This window comes from Streptomyces sp. NPDC111656, assembly GCF_055656965.1.
Genome location: NZ_JBVKCA010000004.1, coordinates 154,247 through 176,726 on the forward strand (window position 1 = coordinate 154,247; position 22,480 = coordinate 176,726).

Below are 22,480 nucleotides of genomic sequence, written 5' to 3' on the forward strand. Positions count from 1 at the left end.
ACTCTGTCCGTGTCGCCTGAGGCGTATTCGTCCGAACTGCTCAGGGAGCCGCACAGTGGGGGCCATTCCGACGCAACGGGAGTCGCAACCGGACTCCATGGCGCTCGCCCCTGGTACGCCCGCGCACTACCGCGTGGGTCAGGAAGCCATGGCGCGCGCCGCGCTGCCGGGCACTCCGCTCGCGCCCGGCGCCGCCCGCCGCATGGTGCGCGAGACGCTCGCCGACTGGGGGGAACTGGCCCTGCCCGGCGCCGAGATCGTCCGCGAGCGCCTCGCCGAGGACGCCGTCCTGGTCGTCAGCGAACTCGTCACCAACGCCGTCGTGCACGCGGGCACCGACGTCGAACTGCTGTGCCGGCTGGAGATCACCGACGGCGGTGCGGTGGGCGCGGTGGTCGTCGAGGTCTCCGACCACCATCCCTCGCGGGCGGTACGCGAGGAGTCGGCCGAACGGGCTTACGGCACACCGGAGTACGGGCGGGGGCTGCGGTTGGTCGCCTCCCTGTCGGAGGCGTGGGGGATCACGTATCGGACCGGGGTCAAGACCGTGTGGGCGCGGCTGCCGGTGGATGGGGGGCTGGGGGTCGAGGAGGAGCTGGGGGGTCAGGGTGGGTTGGGTGTTCAGGGTGGACTGGGTGTCGAGGGTGAGTTGGGTGTTGAAGGCGGGCTGAGTGTTGAAGGTGCGTTGGGTGTTGGTGGTGGGTTGGGCGTTGAGCGTGGGCTGAGTGTGGGTGGTGGGTTCGGCGCCGATGGGGGGATGGGTGTCGGGCCGGGAATGACGGACGCCATGGGACTGTCCGCCGGTTCGGGGTTGGCCGACGGAATCGGACTGCCGGGTGGGATCGGACTTCCGGGTGGGACGGGACTGCCGGGTGGGACGGAACTGGCTGGAGAGACGGGACCGGACGGAGAGACGGGACCGGTCGGCGGGACGTTCGCTGCCGGACAGCGGCAAAGGCCGCGCCAGGACGGCGACTGGCTCAACCGCGGCGCTCTCTCCTTCCTCGCCGAGGCCTCCGACCTGCTCGCCGGTCAGCTCGACGAGGACCTCGTCGCCGCGCTCGCCGGGCAGCTCCTCGTGCCGCGGCTCGCCGACTGGTGTGCCGTATGGCTGGAGGACGAGGCCACCGACCGGGCGGGTGGGCTCGGGCTGGCCCTGGGACCCCGGCTCGCCCGCGTCTGGCACGGCAGTGAGAACCGGATCGAGGAGCTGCGGCGGGCCCTGGAGAAGGATCCGCCACGGTTGCCGGACTCGGTGCGGTCCCGGGCGGTGCCGGTGCCCTGGCCGGGGGAGACGTTAGGCACGGGGCAGGGCCAGGGGCAGGGACAAGCACAAGGACGAGGACAAGGTGGCGTGGGTGGCGCGGGCGGGATGAGCGGGGCGGCGCTCGCGTACCGGCTGATCGCCGGCGGCCGACCGCTCGGCACCCTCGTCATCGGCCGGGCCGGACTGACCGCCTTCCCCGACGAGATCACCGGGCTCGTCGAGGACCTCAGCCGGCGGATCGCCCTCGCCATCGGCGCGGCCCGCCAGTACGCGCGCCAGGCCACCATCAGCCGGGTCCTGCAGCGCGGCCTGCTGCCCGGCGCGGTCGCCGAGATCCCCGGGGTACGCAGCGCCCTCGTGTACGAGCCGCTCGACAAGGGCGGACCCAGCGGCGACTTCTACGACCTGTTCCCAGCGGGCGACGGACGCTGGTGCTTCGTCCTCGGCGACGTCCAGGGCAAGGGGCCCGAGGCCGCCGTCGTGATCGGCCTCGCCCGGCCCTGGGTGCGACTGCTGGCCCGCGAGGGCTACCACGTCGCGGACGTCCTCGACCGCCTCAACCAGCTCCTCCTCGACGACGCGACCGAGGCGGCGGACGCGGCGGCCCGTGCGCTGGTGGCGGCGGGCGGTCCGGGTCTCGGCCCCGACGAGGGTCCGCAGACCCGCTTCCTCTCCATGCTGTACGGCGAGCTGGTGCCCTTCGAGGGCGGCGTGCGCTGCACCCTCGCCTCCGCCGGGCACCCGCTGCCGCTGATCCTCGGCCCGGACGGCGACGTACGGGAAGTGGCCGAGCCGCAGACCCTCCTCGGGGTCTTCGAGGACGCGACCTACGTCTCCGAGACCTTCGACCTGTACCCCGGTGACACCGTCCTGTGCGTCACCGACGGGGTGACGGAGCGCCGCAGCGGGCCCCGCCAGTTCGATGACGACGAAGGGCTCGCGGAGGCCCTCGCGGGCTGTACGGGGCTGAGCGCGGAGCTCGTCGCGGAACGGATCCGGCGGCTCGTGCACGAGTTCGGCAGCAAGCCGCCGGAGGACGACCTGGCGTTGTTGGTGCTGCAGGCGGAGTGGACGGAGTAGGGCGGAGTCGGGGGAGCGGGGAGAGTGGGGAGAGTGGGAGGAGCGGGGGAGAGAGAAACCGCAGGTGAGTGGCGGGAAAGGGGTATGTGGCCGGGTACGGGACAATGGAAGGCATGCCTTCCGCACTTCCCGACGGTGAGCCCGTCCCCGACGACGGGGCGCTGCCCGCGCACGCCCTGGCCGGCGCCGCCGAGCGACCTCTCGGCTTCTACCTCCACGTGCCGTACTGCGCGACCCGCTGCGGCTACTGCGACTTCAACACCTACACGGCGACCGAGCTGCGGGGCACCGGAGGCGTGCTCGCCTCCCGCGACAACTACGCGGACACGCTGATCGACGAGGTCCGGCTCGCCCGCAAGGTCCTCGGCGACGACCCGCGACCCGTCCGTACGGTGTTCGTCGGCGGCGGTACTCCCACGCTGCTGGCCGCCGACGACCTCGTACGGATGCTGGGGGCGATCCGGGACGAGTTCGGGCTCGCGGACGACGCGGAGATCACGACCGAGGCGAACCCGGAGTCGGTTGATCCGCGGTATCTGGAGACGCTCAGGGCCGGAGGGTTCAACCGGATCTCGTTCGGCATGCAGAGTGCCCGGCAGCACGTCCTCAAGGTGCTCGACCGTACGCACACCCCCGGTCGGCCCGAGGCATGTGTCGCGGAGGCGCGCGCGGTCGGGTTCGAGCATGTGAACCTCGACCTGATCTACGGCACGCCCGGTGAGTCCGACGACGACTGGCGGGCCTCGCTCGACGCCGCGCTCGGTGCCGGGCCCGACCATGTCTCCGCGTACGCGCTGATCGTCGAGGAGGGGACGCAGCTCGCCCGTCGTATCCGGCGGGGCGAGGTGCCGATGACGGACGACGATGTGCATGCGGACCGGTATCTGATCGCCGACGAGGTGCTGTCCGGGGCGGGGTTCGACTGGTACGAGGTGTCCAACTGGGCCACTTCCGCCGCCGGGCGGTGCCTTCACAACGAGCTGTACTGGCGGGGTGCCGACTGGTGGGGGGCCGGGCCCGGGGCCCACAGCCATGTGGGCGGGGTGCGGTGGTGGAACGTGAAGCATCCCGGGGCGTATGCGGGGGCGTTGGCCGCGGGGCGGTCTCCGGGGGCGGGGCGGGAGCTGCTCTCGGAGGAGGACCGGCGGGTGGAGCGGATTCTGTTGGAGCTGCGGCTTCGGGAGGGGTGTCCGTTGTCGTTGCTGCGGGTGGAGGGGCTTGCGGCGGCGGGGCGTGCGTTGTCGGAGGGGTTGCTCGAATCCGGGCCGTATGGGGAGGGGCGGGCGGTTCTTACGTTGCGGGGGCGGTTGCTGGCGGACGCGGTCGTACGAGACCTGGTGGACTGAGGGGGCTGCGCCCCCACGCCCCGGCTGTGTTCTTGGGCTGCGGGTGGGTGGGGGTCGTTCGCGCAGTTCCCCGCGCCCCTAGGGGATCGGGGCTGCGCCCCGGATCCTTTGTCCGTGCGGGGTTCTTGGGCTGCGGGTGGGTGGGGGTTGTTCGCGCAGTTCCCCGCGCCCCTAAAGACCCCGGGTCGTTCGGCGTTTTGGAGCGAGGTCGGGGGACGCACCCCACCCACCCCGGCCCGCGACCTCCAGCCCGTCCGGTGAACGTGTGTCAGTGCGGGGCTGTGACGAAGTCGATGAGTTCTTCTACTCGGCCCAGGAGTTCTGGCTGCAGGTCCTTGTAGGAGCGGACGTGGGACAGGATGTGCTGCCAGGCGGCGCCGGTGTTGTCGGGCCAACCGAGGGCGCGGCAGACGCCGGTTTTCCAGTCCTGGCCGTGGGGGACCCGGGGCCAGGACGGGATGCCCACGGACGACGGCTTCACGGCTTCCCAGATGTCGATGTAGGGGTGGCCGAGGACCAGGGCGTGGTCGCTCGTGACCGACGCCGCGATACGGGACTCCTTGCTGCCGGGCACCAGGTGGTCGACGAGGACGCCGAGGCGGGCGTCCGGGCCGGGTGAGAAGTCCGCCACGATCGCGGGCAGGTCGTCGACGCCCTCCAGGTACTCGACCACGACGCCCTCGATGCGCAGATCGTCGCCCCAGACCCGTTCGACCAGCTCGGCGTCGTGGCGGCCCTCCACGTAGATCCGGCCGGCACGGGCGACCCGGGCCCGCGCGCCGGGGACGGCCACCGAACCGGAGGCCGTGCGGGCGGGACGGACGGGGGTGGTGGAGGAGGGGCGGGTGAGAGTGACCACCTGGCCCTCCAGGAGGAAGCCGCGCGGTTCCAGGGGGAACACGCGGTGCTTGCCGAAGCGGTCCTCCAGCGTCACCGTGCCCGCCTCGCAGCGGATCACCGCACCGCAGAAACCGGTACCCGGCTCCTCGACCACCAGACCCGGCTCCGCCGGAACCTCCGGCACGGGCTTGGGCTTCTTCCACGGCGGAGTCAGGTCCGGAGAGTACTGGCGCATTCGGATGACGATAGGAGAAGCCCGGCGGCGCTCAACGCGACACGCCGAAATCCGACGCGTCGAAACCCGGCGTGGCGAGACCCGGCCCGCCGATATCCGGCCCGCCGATATCCGACACGCCGAAACGCGCGGCCAGCGCGTCCCGCTGGGACCGTACGAACCCGGCGTCCACCACCGCTCCGTGACCGGGCACGTACAGCGCGTCCTCGCCCCCGAGTTCGAGCAACCTGTCGAGAGCCCCGGGCCAACGCGACGGTACGGCGTCGGGGCCCGCCTGGGGCTCGCCGGACTCCTCGACCAGGTCGCCGCAGAACACCACCGTCGGCTCGCCCGGCACCACGACCACGAGGTCGTGGGCGGTGTGGCCCTCGCCCGTCCGCACCAGCAGGACCTCGACGCCGCCGGCCAGCTCGAGATGTTGGGTGCCGCACACGTAGTTCCGGGGACGCACCAGGGTGTCCGCCGCGTCCTCCGCCGCCCGCGCGTCCAGCCCGCCCCGTACCGCGTCCGTGTACAGCTCCTCGCGCCCGTGCTCGTACACCTCGGCCGAGCCACCCGCGACGAGGACCTCCGCGCCCGCGAACGCCGCCGCGCCCAGGACATGGTCGAAGTGGGGGTGGGTGAGCGCGAGGAAGGTCACACGGCGGCCGGCGAGCGCCTGCGCCTCCCCGCGCAACCGTGCGCCCTCCGCGAGGCTCGACCCCGGGTCGATGATCAGCGCCCCGCCCTCGCTCACGACCAGCCCGACCGTGCAGTCCCAGACCGGAAGCCGCCGCCGCCCCACCCGCGGCGTCAGCTGCTCCCACCCGGCCTCTTCCCAAGTCACCTTCATACGCCGACGCTAGCGGTGAGAGCGTGGACGGTACGACATCGGGGGCAGGGACGGTGTGACATCACGGGACACGTCGGTGTACGTCCGTGCACCTTGCACAAGATCGCGGGGCCGCCCTTGCCGGGGCCGTACCCACCGGCCGTACACTGGGCCGGGGAATGCTGGCACTCGCACACGCTGAGTGCCAAGCGAGGCGCCGAGGGGTCGAGAGCTGGAGGTGTGCGCGATGCTCAGTGAACGCAGGCTCGAAGTGCTGCGCGCCATCGTCCAGGACTATGTCGGCACCGACGAGCCGGTCGCGGTCGGTTCCAAGGCGCTGACCGAGCGGCACCGGCTGGGAGTGTCCCCGGCCACCGTCCGCAACGACATGGCGGCCCTGGAGGACGAGGGGTACATCGCCCAGCCGCACACCAGCGCCGGGCGGATCCCCACCGACAAGGGCTACCGGCTCTTCGTCGACAAGCTCGCCGGCGTCAAGCCGATGACCGCGCCCGAGCGGCGGGCCATTCAGAACTTCCTGGATGGTGCCGTTGATCTCGACGATGTCGTCGGGCGGACGGTGCGGCTGCTCGCGCAGCTGACCCGGCAGGTCGCCGTCGTGCAGTATCCGTCGCTGACGAGATCGACCGTGCGGCATGTGGAGCTGCTGTCCCTCGCCCCCGCCCGTGTGATGCTCGTGCTGATCACGGACACCGGGCGGGTCGAGCAGCGCATGATCGACTGCCCGGCCCCGTTCGGAGAAACGTCTCTCGCGGATCTGCGGGCCCGGCTCAACAGCAGGGTCGCGGGCCGTCGCTTCGCGGACGTCCCGCAGCTCGTGCAGGACCTCCCGGACGCGTTCGAGGCGGAGGACCGAGGTACGGTCGCGACGGTGCTCTCCACTCTTCTGGAGACGCTCGTCGAGGAGACCGAGGAGCGGCTGATGATCGGCGGAACCGCCAATCTGACGCGCTTCGGACATGACTTCCCTCTCACCATCCGGCCGGTGCTCGAAGCGCTGGAGGAGCAGGTCGTGCTTCTCAAGTTGCTTGGTGAGGCCGGGGATTCGAGCATGACCGTGCGAATCGGTCACGAGAACGCGTATGAGGGACTCAACTCCACGTCCGTGGTCTCGGTCGGCTACGGTTCGGGCGACGAGGCAGTAGCGAAACTCGGCGTGGTCGGACCGACCCGCATGGATTACCCCGGCACGATGGGAGCGGTACGAGCGGTGGCACGGTACGTCGGACAGATCCTGGCGGAGTCTTAAGTGGCCACGGACTACTACGCCGTACTCGGCGTGCGCCGCGACGCGTCCCAGGACGAGATCAAGAAGGCCTTCCGGCGGCTCGCACGCGAGCTGCACCCGGACGTCAATCCCGATCCGAAGACGCAGGAGCGGTTCAAGGAGATCAACGCCGCGTACGAGGTGTTGTCGGACCCGCAGAAGAAGCAGGTCTACGACCTCGGCGGCGACCCGCTGTCCCAGTCGGGCGGCGGCGGTGCGGGCGGCTTCGGCGCCGGCGGGTTCGGGAACTTCTCGGACATCATGGACGCCTTCTTCGGTACGGCGTCGCAGCGCGGTCCGCGGTCGCGTACGCGGCGTGGCCAGGACGCCATGATCCGGCTCGAGATCGAGCTGGACGAGGCGGCCTTCGGCACGACGAAGGACATCCAGGTCGACACCGCTGTCGTCTGCGCCACCTGCAACGGTGAGGGCGCGGCGCCGGGTACCTCGGCCCAGACCTGCGACATGTGTCGCGGGCGGGGTGAGGTGTCCCAGGTCACGCGGTCCTTCCTCGGGCAGGTCATGACCTCCCGGCCGTGTCCGCAGTGCCAGGGCTTCGGGACCGTCGTCCCGACTCCCTGCCCCGAGTGCGCCGGTGACGGACGGGTCCGGTCGCGTCGCACGCTGACCGTCAAGATCCCCGCCGGTGTCGACAACGGCACGCGGATCCAGCTCGCGGGCGAGGGCGAGGTCGGGCCCGGTGGCGGTCCCGCCGGTGACCTCTACGTCGAGATCCACGAGCTGCCGCACTCCACGTTCCAGCGGCGCGGGGACGACCTGCACTGCACGGTGACCATTCCGATGACCGCGGCCTCGCTCGGCACCAAGGTGCCGCTGGAGACCCTCGACGGTCTCGAGGAGGTCGACATCCGTCCGGGCACGCAGTCCGGGCAGTCGATTCCGCTGCACGGGCGGGGTGTCACACATCTGCGGGGCGGTGGCCGCGGTGACCTCATCGTGCACGTCGAGGTGACCACGCCCACGAAGCTCGATGCCGAGCAGGAGCGGTTGCTGCGGGAGCTGGCGATACTGCGGGGCGAGGAGCGGCCCACCGGGCAGTTCCAGCCCGGGCAGCAGGGTCTGTTCTCGCGCCTGAAGGACGCGTTCAACGGTCGCTGACGGGTGTTCCCGGGGGCTCCGCCCCCGGGCGCTCGAGCGTCCATCCCGGTGGCCTATGCCAGGCGGAAGGCCCGATTCGGACTTGTTCGGTGGACGTGACAACATGCCGTCATGTCCACCGCACTGACCGATCTCTTCCCTCACCCGATCGTGCAGGCCCCCATGGCGGGCGGCGTCTCCGTCCCGGATCTCGCGGCCGCCGTGTCCGAGGCCGGCGGGCTCGGGTTCCTTGCCGCCGGGTACAAGACCGCCGACGGCATGTACCAGGAGATCAAGCAGTTGCGCGGGCTCACGGGCTGCCCCTTCGGGGTCAATCTGTTCATGCCGCAGCCCGAGTACGCGGACCCCGCCGCGGTCGAGGTCTACGCCCACCAGCTCGCGGGCGAGTCCTCCTGGTACGAGACCGAACTCGGTGAACCGGACAGTGGCCGTGACGACGGCTACGACGCCAAGCTCGCCGTCCTCCACGACAACCCGGTGCCGGTGGTCTCGTTCCACTTCGGCGTCCCGAGCACCGACGTCCTGGACTCCCTGCGCCGCGCCGGCACCCTCACCGTGATCACCGCGACCACGGCCGAGGAGGCCCTCGCCGTCCAGCGGGCCGGCGCCGACGCGGTCATCGTGCAGGGCGTGGAGGCGGGCGGCCACCAGGGCACCCACCGCGACAACCCGGAGACGGACGGCACGGGTGTCGGGCTGCTTTCGCTGATCGCGCAGGTGCGCGAGACCGTGGACATCCCGATCATCGCCGCCGGCGGCATCATGCGCGGCAGCCAGATCGCCGCGGTGCTCGCCGCGGGCGCGAACGCGGCGCAGCTCGGCACCGCGTTCCTCGCCACCCCGGAGTCCGGCGCCAACGCGGTGCACAAGCAGGCGCTGACCAACCCGTTGTTCGTACGGACGGAACTGACGCGCGCGTTCTCCGGCCGGCCGGCGCGCGGCCTGGTGAACCGCTTCCTGCGCGAGCACGGCCCTTACGCGCCCGCCGCGTACCCCGAGGTCCACCACCTCACCTCCCCGCTGCGCAAGGCGGCCGCCAAGGCGGGCGACGCGCAGGGCATGGCGCTGTGGGCGGGGCAGGGGCACCGCATGGCGCGCGAGCTGCCCGCCGGGCAGCTGGTGGAGGTGCTGAGCGCGGAGCTCGAGGAGGCCAGGACAGCGTTGTCGGCCGCCGGGGAAGCGGGGGGTGAGGTCCGATGACGGCACCGGTGTTCGTGGTCGAGCACTTCGAGGCGGGCAGCGGCGGACGGTACGTGCTCGACGGCCCGGAGGGGCGCCACGCCGTCTCCGTGAAGCGGTTGAACCCTGGTGAGGACGTCGTCCTCACGGACGGCGCCGGGCGGTGGGCCGAGTGTGTGGTCGTCGCCACCGAGGGCAAGGACCGGCTGATCGTCCAGATGGACTCGTACGGCGAGGAGCCCGCGGAGGAGCCCCGTATCACCGTCGTCCAGGCGCTTCCCAAGGGCGACCGGGGCGAGGTGGCCGTGGAGACGATGACCGAGACCGGCGTCGACGCGATCGTCCCCTGGGCCGCCTCCCGCTGCATCACCCAGTGGAAGGGCGACCGGGGTCTGAAGGCGCTCGCCAAGTGGCGGGCCACGGCCCGGGAGGCCGGCAAGCAGTCGCGCCGGGTGCGCTTCCCGGAGGTCGCGGACGCGGCGACGACCAAACAGGTTGCCGCACTTCTGGCCAATGCCGACTTCGCGGCGGTGCTGCACGAGGACACAGAGGTCGGCACCGAGCCGTTCGTGACGGCCGCACTCCCCGCCTCGGGCGAGATCGTGCTGGTGGTCGGCCCCGAGGGCGGGATCTCCCCCGAGGAGATCGAGCTGTTCACCGGGGCGGGCGCGAAGACGTGCCACCTGGGGCGTACCGTGCTGCGTACATCGACCGCTGGGACGGTGGCGACCGCGCTGCTGATGGCGCGCACCGGCCGCTGGTCCTGACCTCGCGCGCACGGGGGACGCCTTGGAACTCGCCCAAGTACGGCTGCTCGTCTCGGACTTCCCGGTCTGCTACCACTTCTACGCGGAGGTCCTCGGCCTCAAGCCCCAGTCGGGCGCGACCGAAGGACCGTACGAGAAGTTCAGTCCCACCGTCGGTTCGGCGGGCATCGCGCTCCAGGACCGCGCGATGATGGCCCGGATACTCGGTGAACTGGGCGACTCGGCGAGCGGCCACCGCTCGCTTGTGGTCCTGCGCGTCGACGACCTCGACTCCTACTGCGAGGCCATCACCTCGCGTGGCGCCGTCCTCGTGCACGGGCCGGACTTCATGACGGACCGGATGCGGGTCGCCCATCTCAAGGACCCCGAGGGCAATCTGGTGGAACTTCAGGAGTGGCTCCTCCTGCGGACCTGACAGAGTTTCACGCATACGCGTTCGACGGGGGACCACGAGGGTGTGTAGTGGCCGTATGGGGTCTACCGCGACGCCCGTGACAGTGGCACTCTGCCGTCTATGGGGGCATTGATGCGTATTCGACGAGTGGTGAGGCGACTGGTGACGGGCCGTCGGGGACCGATGGTCGCCGGGCTCGCCGTGGTGAGCGCCTTCGGGGTGGCCGCGTGCGAACCGGTCGGCGGGCTGAGCGCCTCCGCGGTGGCGTACACGACCGACCGGGCCGGGACCGCGGAGCTGCAGCGGCGGCACGTCGACGTGCAGTACCTGAGCTGCACCGGGTCCTACGGCGGCGGGAACAAGGCCTACACCCCGGGGCGCACACCGTCGGCCTCGAGTTCCACGCCCTCCGTGGTGGAGGTGGACTGCCGGGGACAGACCAAGGACCGGCGGGAGATCACCATCACCGGGAAGGTCACCCGCGAGGTCGAGGGCAAGTGCGTCCGCGGGGACCTGACGGCCAAGGTGGGCGGCAAGAAGTGGTTCCACGTGAACGTACTGGGCAACTGCAACGCCCCGAGCACGCCCTCGTACACGCCCCCCACCTACGGCGCGCCCACCTACCACCGTCCGGGCCCCACCACCACCGTCACCGTGACGAAGACCATGTGGTGCAAGGGCGATCCCACCTGCTGGCCCTCCCAGGGCAAGTGATCCAAACCCCTGTCGGGCCGAGCTGTCCCTGCATAGGGTGATCGGGTGACTCAGTCTGCATCGTCCGCGTCGTCGGTATCGCCCGCGTATCTCCGGTTTCCGCATCTGCACGGCGAGCTGGTCGCCTTCACCGCCGAGGACGACGTCTGGGTCGCCCCCCTCGACGGCGGCGGTCGCGCCTGGCGGGTCAGCGCCGACAACATGCCGGTGAACCATCCCCGCATCTCCCCGGACGGTACGACCGTCGCCTGGACGTCGTCCCGCGACGGAGCGCCCGAGGTGCACGCCGCGCCCCTGGAGGGCGGACCGTCCACGCGGCTGACGTACTGGGGGAGTTCGAAGACCCAGGTGCGCGGCTGGACCCCGGACGGCCAGGTGCTCGCGCTCAGCACCCAGGGCCAGGCCAGCCTGCGCCGCAGCTGGGCCCGGGCCGTCCCGCTCGACGGGGGCCCCGCGACCACCCTCCCGTACGGGCCGGTCGGCGATGTGGTCCACGGCGGTCCGGGTGTGCTGCTGCTGTCCGCTCCGATGGGGCGCGAGGCCGCCTGGTGGAAGCGGTACCGGGGCGGCACGGCGGGCAAGTTGTGGATCGACAGGGCCGGCGGCGACGGGGCGGGGTCCGGCGAGTTCGTACGGCTGCACGAGGACCTGGACGGGAACCTCGAATACCCCCTGTGGGTGGGGGAGCGCGTCGCCTTCCTCTCCGACCACGAGGGTGTCGGAGCGCTCTACTCCTCCCTCGCCGACGGCTCCGATCTGCGCCGCCACACGCCGATCGACGGCTTCTACGCCCGGCATGCGGCGACCGACGGCGCCCGGGTCGTGTACGCGTCCGCCGGTGAACTGTGGCTCCTGGACGACCTGGACGGCGCCGAGCCGCGCCGGCTCGACCTGCGGCTCGGCGGGCAGCGCGTCGACCAGCAGCCGCACCTCGTGAGCGCCTCCCGCTGGTTCTCGGCCGCCGCCCCCGACCACACCGGACGCGGCAGCGCGGTCTCCGTGCGCGGCGCCGTCCACTGGGTCACCCACCGCTCGGGGCCGGCCCGCGCGCTCGCCGCCCGGCCCGGTGTGCGCGCCCGGCTGCCCCGCGCCTTCCGGGTGGAGGGCGAGGAGTACGTGGTGTGGGTGACGGACGCGGCGGGCGACGACGCGCTGGAGTTCGCCCCGGCGACCGGCCTCGCGCCCGGAGCGACCCCGCGCCGGCTCGCCGCCGGACAGCTGGGACGGGTCCTCGGGCTCTCCATGGCCCCCGACGGCAGCCGCGCCGCCGTCGCCTCGCACGACGGACGGGTGCTGCTCGTCGAGCGGGAGACCGGAGAGGTGAGGGAGGTCGACCGGAGCGAGGACGGCGAGGTCTCCGGGCTGGTCTTCTCGCCGGACTCCGCCTGGCTCGCCTGGTCGCACCCCGGTCCGCGCCCGCTGCGCCAGCTCAAGCTGGCCAACACCGCCGACCTGTCGGTGACCGAGGCGACCCCGCTCCGCTTCCGCGACTACGCACCCGCGTTCACCCTCGACGGCAAGCACCTCGCCTTCCTCTCGGCCCGCTCCTTCGACCCCGTCTACGACGAACACGTCTTCGACCTCGCGTTCGTCGGGGGCTCCCGGCCGCATCTGATCACCCTGGCCGCCACCACCCCGTCCCCCTTCGGACCGCAGCGCCACGGCCGCCCCTTCGAGGCACCCGACAAGGACGAGACACCCGACAGTGAGGGCGCCCCCACCACCCGGATCGACCTCGACGGACTCGCCGACCGGATCGTCCCGTTCCCCGTCGAGGCGGCCCGCTACTCGACCCTGCGCGCCGCCAAGGACGGGCTGCTGTGGCTGCGCCACCCGGTCGTCGGAGTCCTCGGCGCCTCCCGCGCCACTCCGAACGACCCGGACCCGAAGACCGAACTGGAGCGCTACGACCTCGCCCAGCAGCGCGTCGAGCACCTCGCCGCGGACGCCGACCACTTCGCCGTCAGCGGCGACGGCAAACGCGTCCTGCTGTGGACCGACGGCAAGCTCAAGGTCGTCCCCAGCGACCGCCGCGCCTCGAACGACGACGAGAGCGACACGAACATCACCGTCGACCTCTCCCGGGTCCGCCAGACCGTCGACCCGGCCGCCGAGTGGCGGCAGATGTACGACGAGACCGGCCGCCTCATGCGCGACAACTTCTGGCGGCCCGACCTGGGCGGGGTCGACTGGGACGGCGTACTGGACCGCTACCGGCCGGTGCTCGAACGGGTCGCCACCCACGACGACCTCGTCGACCTGCTGTGGGAAGTGCAGGGCGAGCTCGGCACCTCGCACGCGTACGTGACCCCGCGCGGCGGCTGGGGCGGCGGCGACCGGGCGCAGGGACTGCTCGGGGCGGACATCTCCCGTCACGAGGACGGCAGTTGGCGCATCGACCGGATCCTCCCCTCGGAGACCTCCGACCCGGACGCGCGGGCGCCGCTCGCCGCGCCCGGCGTCGCGGTGCGCGCGGGGGACGCGATCGTCGCGGTCGCCGGGCAGCCGGTGGACCCGGTGGCCGGACCCGGGCCGCTGCTCGTCGGCACCGCGGGCAAGCCGGTCGAGCTGACCGTCTCCCCGTCGGGCGGCGGCGATCCGCGGCACGCCGTCGTCGTCCCGCTCGCCGACGAGGAGCCGCTGCGCTACCACGCCTGGGTCGCGGACCGGCGCGCCTACGTCCACGAGAAGTCCGGCGGACGGCTCGGCTATCTCCATGTGCCCGACATGCAGGCGCCCGGCTGGGCCCAGATCCACCGCGACCTGCGGGTCGAGGTGGCCAGGGAAGGGCTGGTCGTGGACGTCCGGGAGAACCGCGGCGGCCACACCTCCCAGTTGGTCGTGGAGAAGCTCGCGCGGCGGATCGTGGGCTGGGACCTGCCGCGCGGGATGCGGCCGTACAGCTATCCGGAGGACGCGCCGCGCGGACCGGTCGTCGCCGTCGCCAACGAGTTCTCCGGCTCGGACGGCGACATCGTCAACGCGGCGATCAAGGCGCTGGGCATCGGGCCGGTCGTCGGGACACGGACGTGGGGCGGGGTCGTCGGCATCGACAGCCGGTACCGGCTCGTCGACGGCACCCTCGTCACCCAGCCCAAGTACGCGTTCTGGCTGGACGGTTACGGGTGGGGCGTGGAGAACCACGGTGTCGACCCGGACGTCGAGGTCGTCCAGACGCCGCAGGACTACGCGGCCGGGCGCGACGCGCAGCTCGACGAGGCGATCCGGATCGCGCTGGCCGCGCTCGCGGAGAACCCCGCCAAGGCGGCGCCGACGCTCCCGGAGCTCTGATCCGGGCATCCACCCCCACCTACCGAGGCCGATACGATGCACGACGTAATGATCAGACGGCGTGAGGAGGCACACGCATGACGGGAGCACCGCAGGACGACTGTCTGTTCTGCAAGATCGTCGAGGGGCACGTTCCCGCGAACGTCGTCCGGGAGACCGACACGACCGTCGCCTTCCGCGACATAAACCCCCAGGCGCCCACGCACATCCTGGTCATCCCCAAGGTGCACCACCCGGACGCGGCCTCCCTCGCCGCCGCCGACCCCGCCATCGCCGCGGACCTGCTGCGCGAGGCCGGCGAGGTGGCGTCCGAGGAGAAGCTGGAGAGCTACCGCATCGTGTTCAACACGGGCAGCGGCGCGGGCCAGACCGTCTTCCACGCGCACGCCCACCTCCTGGGCGGTCGTGGCATGCAGTGGCCGCCGGGGTAACCGACCTTGTCCGTACGTGAACTGGTGGTCCTCGGCACCGCCAGCCAGGTCCCCACCCGGCACCGCAACCACAACGGCTATCTGCTGCGCTGGGACGGGGAGGGCCTGCTCTTCGACCCCGGTGAGGGCACCCAGCGGCAGATGCTGCGAGCCGGGGTCGCCGCGCACGACCTGCACCGGATCTGCGTCACCCACTTCCACGGCGACCACTCCCTCGGTCTCGCCGGGGTGATCCAGCGCATCAACCTCGACCGTGTCCCGCACGAGGTGACCGCGCACTACCCACGCTCCGGGCAGCGCTTCTTCGACCGGCTGCGGTACGCGACGGCCTACCGCGAGACCGTCGAGCTGACCGAGGCACCGGTCGAGGCGGACGGGGTGCTCGCGACCACCCCCTCGTACACCCTGGAGGCCCGCAGGCTCTCCCACCCCGTGGAGTCCTTCGGCTACCGGCTGGTCGAGCCGGACGGCCGGCGGATGCTGCCCGAACTGCTCGCGGAGCACGGGATCAAGGGGCCGGACGTGGGGCGGATCCAGCGCGAGGGCGCGCTCGGCGGGGTCTCGCTCGACGACGTGAGCGAGGTGCGGCGCGGACAGCGGTTCGCGTTCGTCATGGACACGCGGCTGTGTGCGGGTGTGGACGCCCTCGCCGAGGACTGCGACCTCCTCGTCATCGAGTCGACGTTCCTGGACGGGGATCACCAACTCGCCGTCGACCACGGCCACCTGACGGCTGGTCAGGCCGGACGGGCGGCGCGGGACGCGGGCGTACGGCATCTGGTGCTCACGCACTTCAGCCAGCGGTACTCCGAACCGGACGAGTTCGAGCGACAGGCCCGGGCCGCCGGGTTCGAGGGCGAGCTGACCGTGGCGCGCGACCTGGTGCGGGTGCCGGTGCCGAAGCGCCGATGAGTCGGCGGCGCACGAGATCGTCGGTATACGCCCGTACGATATTTCGATGCCCCTCCCCAAAGCAGAACTGCACCTCCACATCGAAGGCACCCTCGAACCCGAGCTGGCCTTCGAGCTCGCCGCGCGCAACGGCGTCACGCTCCCGTACGCGGACACCGAGGAACTGCGCAAGGCGTATCTCTTCGACGACCTCCAGTCGTTCCTGAACCTGTACTACGAGCTCATGGCCGTCCTGCGGACCGAGCAGGACTTCGCCGACCTCGCCGACGCCTACCTCGCACGGGCCGCCGCGCAGGGCGTGCGACACGCGGAGATCTTCTTCGACCCGCAGGCCCACATCGCCCGGGGGGTCGGCATGGGCACGGTCGTCGAGGGACTGCATCGGGCGCTCTCCCGCAGCGAGGAGACGCACGGCGTCTCCACCCAGCTGATCATGTGCTTCCTGCGTGACGAGTCCGCCGAGTCGGCGCTTGCGACCCTGGAGGCCGCGAAGCCCTACCTCGACCGGATCGTCGGCATCGGCCTCGACTCCGCCGAGGTCGGGCACCCGCCGGTCAAGTTCCGCGAGGTCTACGAGGCCGCCGCCGCGCTCGGCCTGCGGCGCGTCGCCCACGCGGGCGAGGAGGGGCCGCCGGCGTACATCACCGAGGCGCTGGACGTGCTCGGCGTCGAGCGCATCGACCACGGGCTGCGCTGCATGGAGGACCCCGAGCTGGTCGAGCGGCTCGTACGGGACCGGGTGCCGCTGACGCTCTGCCCGCTGTCGAACGTACGGCTGCGCGCCGTGGACGTCCTGGAGGACCACCCGCTGCCCGCGATGCTGGACGCCGGGCTGCTGTGCACGGTCAACTCCGACGATCCCGCGTACTTCGGCGGGTACGTCGCCGACAACTTCCACGCGGTGCACGAGGCGCTCGGGCTGGACCGGGAGCGGATGCGGGAGCTGGCGCGCAACTCGTTCGTGGCGTCCTTCCTCGAGCACGACGAGGAGCGGCGGGCGCGCTACCTCGCCGAGGTCGAGGCGTACGAGTTCGGATAGACCGCGGCGGGACTACCTGCTTGCGGGCCCCGGTCCGGCCGCCGCACCCGCGGTCGCCTGCCGGGGCCCTGCCGTGTCGTACGCCGTCCGGGGTGCCGGGACGGCGTCCAGCGGGATCTCCACGACCGGGTGCTCCTGCGGGAGCGGCGCGGCGCGCCGGGTGCGCAGGGCCACGGCCGTCATCGGGCCGGTGATCAGGAGCAGGCCGAGGGCCAGGATCACGCCCATCGCCGGGTACCCGACCCGCGCGGCGAGCAGACTGCCCGCGAGCGGACCGCATGCCGTGCCGAGCGAGGACGCGGAGCCGACGAGGACCGCCCACCGGCCGCGCCGGTCCAGGGACGCGGCGAGGCCGATGACGTAGGAGAGCACGACCGGGTAGACCGTGTTCCAGGCGATCTCGCCCGTCGCGAAGGACGTCAGGTCGGTGGCCGCCGCGCTGAGCGCGATGCATCCGGCGATCAGGGCCGTGCCCGCGCCGATGGGCAGTGCCCGGCCCAGGCGCTGGCCGAGTGCGCCCGCGCCGATCACCCCGAGCAGCCCCGCGCCGAGCGCCACCGCGAAGACCGCGCCGACGGTCACCTCCGTCAACCCCGCCTGCTGCAGACCGATCCGGCCGCTGACACCCCAGAGTGAATTCTGGGCGAGGGACCAGCAGAGCATCGCGGCGGCGAGGACGAGTCCGGCGCGGCGGTGGGGGAGGGGAGTGGCGGGGGTGCGGAGCGTGCGGGCGGCGGGGGTGTGGGGGGCCTCGGGGGCCCCGGCGCCGGGGAGGCGGCGGGTCACGGGCAGTACGAGCAGCGCGGTGACGGCGATCGCGGCTAGGGGCTGGCCGTGGCCCGGGCCCAGGTGGGGGATCGTCAGATACAGCGTGCCCGCGAGGGCGGAGACGCCCAGCAGGCCCAGGGTGGTGGTGCGGTGGGGGTCGCGCTGGCCGGCGATCCCGGTGGCGGCGACGCTGGTGATCGTGCCGGAACCGAGGCCGCCGACGATCGCGCCCAGGACGACCAGGGGGACGGTCGTCGTGAGGGCGGCGGTGCCATAGCCGGCGGTCGCCAGGAGCAGGCCGCCGCGGGCGAGCCCGCGGGGGCCGAAGCGGTCCACCCGGGACGCGAGCAGGAAGCCCGCCGTCGCCGAACTCAGCAGCAGGGCACTGCCGATGGAACCGGCCTCGGTGGCGGAGAGGGGGAGGCCCGCGCTCAGCCGGCCGACGGTGGTCGGGAGCAGGTACGGGGCGAGGTACCCGGCCGTGAAAAGGGCGACGAGGGGCCAGGGCGTGGTGGTGCGGGCGGACACGGGCGTTCCCAGGGCATGCGAAAGAGCGGCTTGATAAGGGGGGTTGGGCGGCTGTCGACGGACAGGAACGCGCGGGCAATTTGTATCAAGCGGGTGGGGGTGCGACGTAGGCGGGGAGGCGTGATCCGGGTCACGTTCTGTTTGCAGGGGGAAGGGTGGGGTAGGCGGGTGGATTTCACCCGGCCGCCGTTCATCGGTCCGCTCCGGCCTCGACCGGCGCCGTGCCGTGTGCCGTTTGGTGCACACTGGCCTGAATCCGCACCACCTCAGGGAGCGCACCGTGATCGAGACCAACGGAGAGCGACCGTACTGTCACGCTCACGTCGACCCGCTCGCCGGTCTGCGCACCCCTCAGGACCCGCCCTGGGACGTCTACCTCACCGGCACCGTCTTCCTCGACATCATCTTCACCGGGCTCGACACCGCCCCGGTGCGCGGCACCGAGTCCTGGGCGCGCGGCATGGGGTCGAGCCCCGGCGGCGTCGCCAACATGGCGACCGCGCTCGCCCGCCTCGGCCTCAAGACCTCCCTGGCGGCGGCCTTCGGGGACGACCACTACGGGGAGTACTGCTGGGACGCCCTGGAACAGGGCGAGGGCATCGACCTCGCCCCGTCGCGCACCGTGCCCGACTGGCACTCGCCGGTCACCGTGTCGATGGCGTACGAGGGCGAGCGGACGATGGTCAGCCACGGGCACGAGCCGCCGCCGGAGGAGCCGGCGCCGGAACATGCCCCCCGCGCACGTGCCGCCGTCGCCTCGCTGACGCCCGGCACGCGCGCGCACTGGATCGCCGAGTCCGCGCGTGCGGGCACCCGGATCTTCGCGGACGTCGGCTGGGACGACACCGGGCGCTGGGATCTGGCCGGGCTCGCGGACCTGGAGCACTGCGAGGCGTTCCTGCCGAACGCGGACGAGGCGATGCGGTACACGGGGGCGGACTGTCCGCGGGCCGCCGCGCACGCGCTGACCGAGTACGTGCCCCTGGCCGTCGTCACCCTCGGTGCCGAGGGCGCGTACGCCGTGGACGGCCGTACCGGGGAGACCGCCGAGGTCCCCGCGATCGCCGTGGAGGCCCTCGATCCCACCGGTGCCGGTGACGTCTTCGTCGCCGGCTTCGTGATGGGTACCCTCGCCGACTGGCCGCTCGCCGACCGGCTCGCCTTCGCCGGGCTGACCGCCGCGCTCTCCGTCCAGGAGTTCGGCGGCTCCCTGTCGGCGCCCGGCTGGGCCGAGATCGCGGCGTGGTGGCGCCGGGTCCAGTCCGTCGACGACCAGGAACCGGCCGCGCTGCGCCGGTACGCCTTCCTGGAGAGCCTCCTCCCGGAGGTGACCCGTCCGTGGCCGCTGCGGCGGGCGGTCCCGACCATCGGCTTCCGCCGGTCGGCCTGACGCTCCCCGCCCCGCGCGACCGGTTCCGCGTGCCTTCGGGTTCGGGGCCCCGCCCCCGAACCTGCGCCGAAAAGCCCTACGGCACTGTCACCCCACCGTCGTACCCTTGGAACCGCAAGGCTGCCCCCGTGGCAAGCGTGCCGATCAAGGAGGAAAAGCAGGCCTACAGAGCCGGCCCATGACTCAGACACCCACAGCTCACAGCCCCGCTTCGGGGCAGGCACGAGCGCATTTCACCGTCCCGGCCAAGCACCCCATGGTGACCGTGCTGGGTTCCGGAGACGCGCTGCTTCGCGTGATCGAGAAGGCCTTCCCGGCGGCCGACATCCACGTCCGGGGCAATGAGATCAGTGCGGTCGGCGACGCCGGTGAAGTCGCTCTCGTCCAGCGCCTGTTCGACGAGATGATGCTGGTGCTCCGCACGGGGCAGCCGATGACGGAGGACGCAGTGGAACGCTCGATCGCCATGCTCAGGGCGAGCGAGAACGGGGAGGGCGACGGTCAGGAAACCCCTGCCGAAGTGCTCACGCAGAACATCCTGTCCTCGCGCGGCCGCACCATCCGACCCAAGACGCTCAACCAGAAGCGGTACGTCGACGCCATCGACAAGCACACCATCGTCTTCGGCATCGGCCCCGCCGGTACCGGCAAGACGTACCTCGCCATGGCGAAGGCCGTACAGGCGCTGCAGTCCAAGCAGGTCAACCGGATCATCCTCACCCGCCCGGCGGTGGAGGCGGGCGAGCGGCTCGGCTTCCTGCCCGGCACGCTCTACGAGAAGATCGACCCCTACCTGCGGCCCCTCTACGACGCGCTGCACGACATGCTGGACCCCGATTCCATCCCGCGGCTCATGGCGGCGGGGACCATCGAGGTCGCGCCGCTCGCCTACATGCGTGGCCGCACGCTGAACGACGCCTTCATCATCCTGGACGAGGCCCAGAACACGAGCGCCGAGCAGATGAAGATGTTCCTCACCCGTCTCGGCTTCGAGTCGAAGATCGTGGTCACGGGCGACGTGACGCAGGTCGACCTGCCCACCGGGACGAAGTCGGGCCTGCGCCAGGTCCAGGACATCCTGGAGGGCCTCGACGACGTCCACTTCTCGCGGCTCACGTCCCACGATGTCGTACGGCACAAGCTGGTCGGCCGTATCGTCGACGCGTACGAGAAGTACGACAGCGAGAACGGCACCGAGAACGGCTCCCACAAGAGCCGCGGCAAAGCCGGCCACAAGGGGAAGTAGACAAGCGAGCACCATGTCGATCGACGTCAACAACGAGTCCGGAACCGAGGTCGACGAGCAGGCGATCCTCGACATCGCCCGCTACGCACTCGCGCGGATGCGCATCCACCCGCTCTCCGAACTCTCGGTGATCGTCGTGGACGCCGACGCCATGGAGCAGCTCCACATCCAGTGGATGGACCTTCCGGGGCCCACCGACGTGATGTCGTTCCCCATGGACGAGCTGCGGCCGCCGTCCAAGGACGACGACGAGCCCCCGCAGGGACTCCTCGGTGACATCGTCCTGTGCCCGGAGGTCGCCGAGCGGCAGGGCAAGGAAGCTCCCACACAGCACTCCATGGACGAGGAACTGCACCTCCTCACCGTCCATGGAGTGCTGCACCTGCTCGGCTACGACCACGAGGAGGCGGACGAGAAGGCCGAGATGTTCGGTCTGCAGGCCGCCATCGTGGACGGCTGGCGCGCGGAGAAGGGCATGACGGGCCCCTCGCCGGCCCCGACCGTTTCATGAGTCCGCAGCTCGTCATCGGTGCCATCGCGCTGGTCGTGGTCGCCTGGCTCGCCGCCTGCGCGGAGGCGGGCCTCGCGCGTGTCTCCAGCTTCCGCGCGGAGGAGGCCGTACGGTCCGGGCGGCGCGGCAGTGCCAAGCTCGCCCAGGTCGCCGCCGACCCGACCCGCTATCTGAACGTGGCACTGCTGGTGCGGGTGGCCTGCGAGATGGCCGCCGCCACGCTCGTCACGTACGCCTGCCTGAAGGAGTTCGACGAGACCTGGGAGGCCCTCGTCGTCGCCCTCGGGGTCATGGTCCTCGTCTCGTACGTCGCCGTGGGCGTCTCGCCCCGCACCATCGGTCGCCAGCACCCGCTGAACACGGCGACGGCGGCCTCGTACGTCCTGCTGCCGCTGGCCAGGATCATGGGCCCGATCCCGCCCCTCCTCATCCTCATCGGCAACGCGCTGACGCCCGGCAAGGGCTTCAGGCGCGGTCCGTTCGCCTCCGAGGCCGAGCTGCGCGCGCTGGTCGACCTCGCCGAGAAGGAGTCTTTGATCGAGGACGAGGAGCGCCGCATGGTGCACTCCGTCTTCGAGCTGGGCGACACCCTCGTACGAGAGGTGATGGTGCCGAGGACCGACCTCGTCGTCATCGAGCGGTACAAGACCATCCGCCAGGCCCTCACCCTGGCGTTGAGGTCCGGCTTCTCGCGCATCCCCGTCACGGGGGAGAGCGAGGACGACGTCGTCGGGATCGTGTACCTGAAGGACCTGGTCCGCAAGACGCACATCAGCCGCGAGGCCGAGTCCGAGCTCGTGTCCACGGCCATGCGGCCCGCGACCTTCGTGCCCGACACCAAGAACGCGGGCGACCTGCTGCGCGAGATGCAGCAGGAGCGCAACCACGTCGCCGTCGTCATCGACGAGTACGGCGGCACGGCCGGCATCGTCACCATCGAGGACATCCTCGAGGAGATCGTCGGCGAGATCACCGACGAGTACGACCGTGAGCTGCCGCCCGTTCAGGAGCTCGGCGACGACAGCTACCGGGTGACCGCCCGTCTCGACATCGGCGACCTCGGCGAGCTGTACGGCTTCGAGGCGTACGACGACGAGGACGTGGAGACGGTCGGCGGACTGCTGGCGAAGGCACTCGGGCGGGTTCCGATCGCCGGTGCCTCCTCGGTGGTCGAACTGCCCGACGGGCGCGAGCTGCGGCTGACGGCGGAGGCCGCGGCCGGACGCCGGAACAAGATCGTCACGGTGCTCGTCGAGCCGGTCGGCCCGGCGGAATCGGAGTCTTCCGAGGAGGAGAAGAAGCCCGAGTGATGCCGCCGGAGAAG

Annotated in this window: 19 protein-coding genes; 16 read left to right on the forward strand and 3 right to left on the reverse strand. The window is 71.7% G+C overall.

Translation table 11 applies throughout. The annotated features are described in order from the left end of the window. Positions 1 to 97 precede the first annotated feature (97 nt). Together ACZ7M3_RS14075 and hemW are read left to right on the forward strand one after the other, a co-directional pair. Complete coding sequence (locus ACZ7M3_RS14075) at positions 98 to 2,347, forward strand: SpoIIE family protein phosphatase (protein ID WP_472063296.1); 2,250 nt, start codon at positions 98 to 100, stop codon at positions 2,345 to 2,347. Between the two features lie 113 nt (positions 2,348 to 2,460). Further along, the gene (hemW, locus tag ACZ7M3_RS14080; RefSeq protein WP_261684626.1) at positions 2,461 to 3,693 is read left to right on the forward strand and encodes a radical SAM family heme chaperone HemW; all 1,233 of its coding nucleotides are present in this window, start codon (positions 2,461 to 2,463) and stop codon (positions 3,691 to 3,693) included. A gap of 268 nt (positions 3,694 to 3,961) precedes the next feature. Here hemW and ACZ7M3_RS14085 read toward each other — a convergent pair whose 3' ends face one another. Both ACZ7M3_RS14085 and ACZ7M3_RS14090 read right to left on the reverse strand, forming a co-directional pair. Beyond that, on the reverse strand, positions 3,962 to 4,768 hold the full coding sequence (locus tag ACZ7M3_RS14085; protein ID WP_472063298.1) for a DUF3097 domain-containing protein: 807 nt from the start codon (positions 4,766 to 4,768) through the stop codon (positions 3,962 to 3,964). 31 nt (positions 4,769 to 4,799) lie between these two features. Further along, positions 4,800 to 5,600, reverse strand: a complete 801-nt coding sequence (locus ACZ7M3_RS14090) for an MBL fold metallo-hydrolase (RefSeq protein WP_472063300.1) — start codon at positions 5,598 to 5,600, stop codon at positions 4,800 to 4,802. 226 nt (positions 5,601 to 5,826) lie between these two features. Here ACZ7M3_RS14090 and hrcA point away from each other — a divergent pair, with 226 nt between their 5' ends. From hrcA to ACZ7M3_RS14140, 10 genes are all read left to right on the forward strand, one after another. Then, complete coding sequence (hrcA, locus tag ACZ7M3_RS14095) at positions 5,827 to 6,849, forward strand: heat-inducible transcriptional repressor HrcA (protein ID WP_067369957.1); 1,023 nt, start codon at positions 5,827 to 5,829, stop codon at positions 6,847 to 6,849. Then, positions 6,850 to 7,986 carry a molecular chaperone DnaJ gene (gene dnaJ, locus ACZ7M3_RS14100; RefSeq protein WP_099941298.1) on the forward strand — a complete coding sequence of 379 codons (1,137 nt, stop codon included), beginning with the start codon at positions 6,850 to 6,852 and terminating at the stop codon, positions 7,984 to 7,986. It abuts the gene before it with no gap. Positions 7,987 to 8,097: 111 nt separating this feature from the next. Beyond that, entirely contained in the window at positions 8,098 to 9,186 is a 1,089-nt protein-coding gene (locus ACZ7M3_RS14105; RefSeq protein WP_452962445.1) for a nitronate monooxygenase, read from the forward strand. Next, positions 9,183 to 9,932 carry a 16S rRNA (uracil(1498)-N(3))-methyltransferase gene (locus ACZ7M3_RS14110; protein ID WP_388529145.1) on the forward strand — a complete coding sequence of 250 codons (750 nt, stop codon included), beginning with the start codon at positions 9,183 to 9,185 and terminating at the stop codon, positions 9,930 to 9,932. The genes ACZ7M3_RS14105 and ACZ7M3_RS14110 overlap by 4 nt, the downstream gene beginning before the upstream one ends. Positions 9,933 to 9,954: 22 nt before the next feature. Beyond that, positions 9,955 to 10,347 (forward strand): VOC family protein, encoded by a 393-nt coding sequence (locus ACZ7M3_RS14115; protein WP_095854736.1) that lies wholly within the window; start codon positions 9,955 to 9,957, stop codon positions 10,345 to 10,347. Positions 10,348 to 10,458: 111 nt separating this feature from the next. Further along, a complete protein-coding gene (locus ACZ7M3_RS14120; RefSeq protein WP_452962447.1) occupies positions 10,459 to 11,040 on the forward strand; it encodes a hypothetical protein in 582 nt (193 codons plus the stop codon). A gap of 45 nt (positions 11,041 to 11,085) precedes the next feature. Beyond that, on the forward strand, positions 11,086 to 14,331 hold the full coding sequence (locus ACZ7M3_RS14125) for a S41 family peptidase (protein WP_472063303.1): 3,246 nt from the start codon (positions 11,086 to 11,088) through the stop codon (positions 14,329 to 14,331). Positions 14,332 to 14,408: 77 nt separating this feature from the next. Next, on the forward strand, positions 14,409 to 14,762 hold the full coding sequence (locus ACZ7M3_RS14130) for a histidine triad nucleotide-binding protein (protein ID WP_351294051.1): 354 nt from the start codon (positions 14,409 to 14,411) through the stop codon (positions 14,760 to 14,762). A gap of 6 nt (positions 14,763 to 14,768) precedes the next feature. Then, positions 14,769 to 15,674 (forward strand): ribonuclease Z, encoded by a 906-nt coding sequence (locus ACZ7M3_RS14135; RefSeq protein ID WP_472063305.1) that lies wholly within the window; start codon positions 14,769 to 14,771, stop codon positions 15,672 to 15,674. A 46-nt stretch (positions 15,675 to 15,720) separates the two neighbouring features. Next, positions 15,721 to 16,713 (forward strand): adenosine deaminase, encoded by a 993-nt coding sequence (locus ACZ7M3_RS14140; RefSeq protein WP_472063307.1) that lies wholly within the window; start codon positions 15,721 to 15,723, stop codon positions 16,711 to 16,713. A gap of 12 nt (positions 16,714 to 16,725) precedes the next feature. Here ACZ7M3_RS14140 and ACZ7M3_RS14145 read toward each other — a convergent pair whose 3' ends face one another. After that, complete coding sequence (locus ACZ7M3_RS14145; protein WP_472063309.1) at positions 16,726 to 18,009, reverse strand: MFS transporter; 1,284 nt, start codon at positions 18,007 to 18,009, stop codon at positions 16,726 to 16,728. Positions 18,010 to 18,289: 280 nt separating this feature from the next. Between ACZ7M3_RS14145 and ACZ7M3_RS14150 the strand changes: the two genes are divergently transcribed. From ACZ7M3_RS14150 to ACZ7M3_RS14165, 4 genes are all read left to right on the forward strand, one after another. Next, on the forward strand, positions 18,290 to 19,399 hold the full coding sequence (locus tag ACZ7M3_RS14150; protein ID WP_054235446.1) for a carbohydrate kinase family protein: 1,110 nt from the start codon (positions 18,290 to 18,292) through the stop codon (positions 19,397 to 19,399). A gap of 178 nt (positions 19,400 to 19,577) precedes the next feature. Further along, positions 19,578 to 20,645, forward strand: coding sequence for a PhoH family protein (locus tag ACZ7M3_RS14155; RefSeq protein WP_351294038.1), 1,068 nt, complete (start codon positions 19,578 to 19,580; stop codon positions 20,643 to 20,645). A 13-nt stretch (positions 20,646 to 20,658) separates the two neighbouring features. Then, positions 20,659 to 21,156 (forward strand): rRNA maturation RNase YbeY, encoded by a 498-nt coding sequence (gene ybeY / locus ACZ7M3_RS14160; RefSeq protein WP_054235448.1) that lies wholly within the window; start codon positions 20,659 to 20,661, stop codon positions 21,154 to 21,156. Then, positions 21,153 to 22,466, forward strand: a complete 1,314-nt coding sequence (locus ACZ7M3_RS14165; protein WP_472063312.1) for a hemolysin family protein — start codon at positions 21,153 to 21,155, stop codon at positions 22,464 to 22,466. The genes ybeY and ACZ7M3_RS14165 overlap by 4 nt, the downstream gene beginning before the upstream one ends. Positions 22,467 to 22,480 lie beyond the last annotated feature (14 nt).

What these genes read in the sequence shown, in the direction of transcription:
- ACZ7M3_RS14075 (WP_472063296.1), top strand. Translation starts at nt 98, where the DNA reads ATGGCGCTCGCCCCTGGTACGCCCGCGCACTACCGCGTGGGTCAGGAA.
- hemW (WP_261684626.1), top strand. Translation starts at nt 2,461, where the DNA reads ATGCCTTCCGCACTTCCCGACGGTGAGCCCGTCCCCGACGACGGGGCG.
- ACZ7M3_RS14085 (WP_472063298.1), bottom strand. Translation starts at nt 4,768, where the DNA reads ATGCGCCAGTACTCTCCGGACCTGACTCCGCCGTGGAAGAAGCCCAAG.
- ACZ7M3_RS14090 (WP_472063300.1), bottom strand. Translation starts at nt 5,600, where the DNA reads ATGAAGGTGACTTGGGAAGAGGCCGGGTGGGAGCAGCTGACGCCGCGG.
- hrcA (WP_067369957.1), top strand. Translation starts at nt 5,827, where the DNA reads ATGCTCAGTGAACGCAGGCTCGAAGTGCTGCGCGCCATCGTCCAGGAC.
- ACZ7M3_RS14105 (WP_452962445.1), top strand. Translation starts at nt 8,098, where the DNA reads ATGTCCACCGCACTGACCGATCTCTTCCCTCACCCGATCGTGCAGGCC.
- ACZ7M3_RS14110 (WP_388529145.1), top strand. Translation starts at nt 9,183, where the DNA reads ATGACGGCACCGGTGTTCGTGGTCGAGCACTTCGAGGCGGGCAGCGGC.
- ACZ7M3_RS14120 (WP_452962447.1), top strand. Translation starts at nt 10,459, where the DNA reads ATGCGTATTCGACGAGTGGTGAGGCGACTGGTGACGGGCCGTCGGGGA.
- ACZ7M3_RS14130 (WP_351294051.1), top strand. Translation starts at nt 14,409, where the DNA reads ATGACGGGAGCACCGCAGGACGACTGTCTGTTCTGCAAGATCGTCGAG.
- ACZ7M3_RS14140 (WP_472063307.1), top strand. Translation starts at nt 15,721, where the DNA reads ATGCCCCTCCCCAAAGCAGAACTGCACCTCCACATCGAAGGCACCCTC.
- ACZ7M3_RS14155 (WP_351294038.1), top strand. Translation starts at nt 19,578, where the DNA reads ATGACTCAGACACCCACAGCTCACAGCCCCGCTTCGGGGCAGGCACGA.
- ybeY (WP_054235448.1), top strand. Translation starts at nt 20,659, where the DNA reads ATGTCGATCGACGTCAACAACGAGTCCGGAACCGAGGTCGACGAGCAG.
- ACZ7M3_RS14165 (WP_472063312.1), top strand. Translation starts at nt 21,153, where the DNA reads ATGAGTCCGCAGCTCGTCATCGGTGCCATCGCGCTGGTCGTGGTCGCC.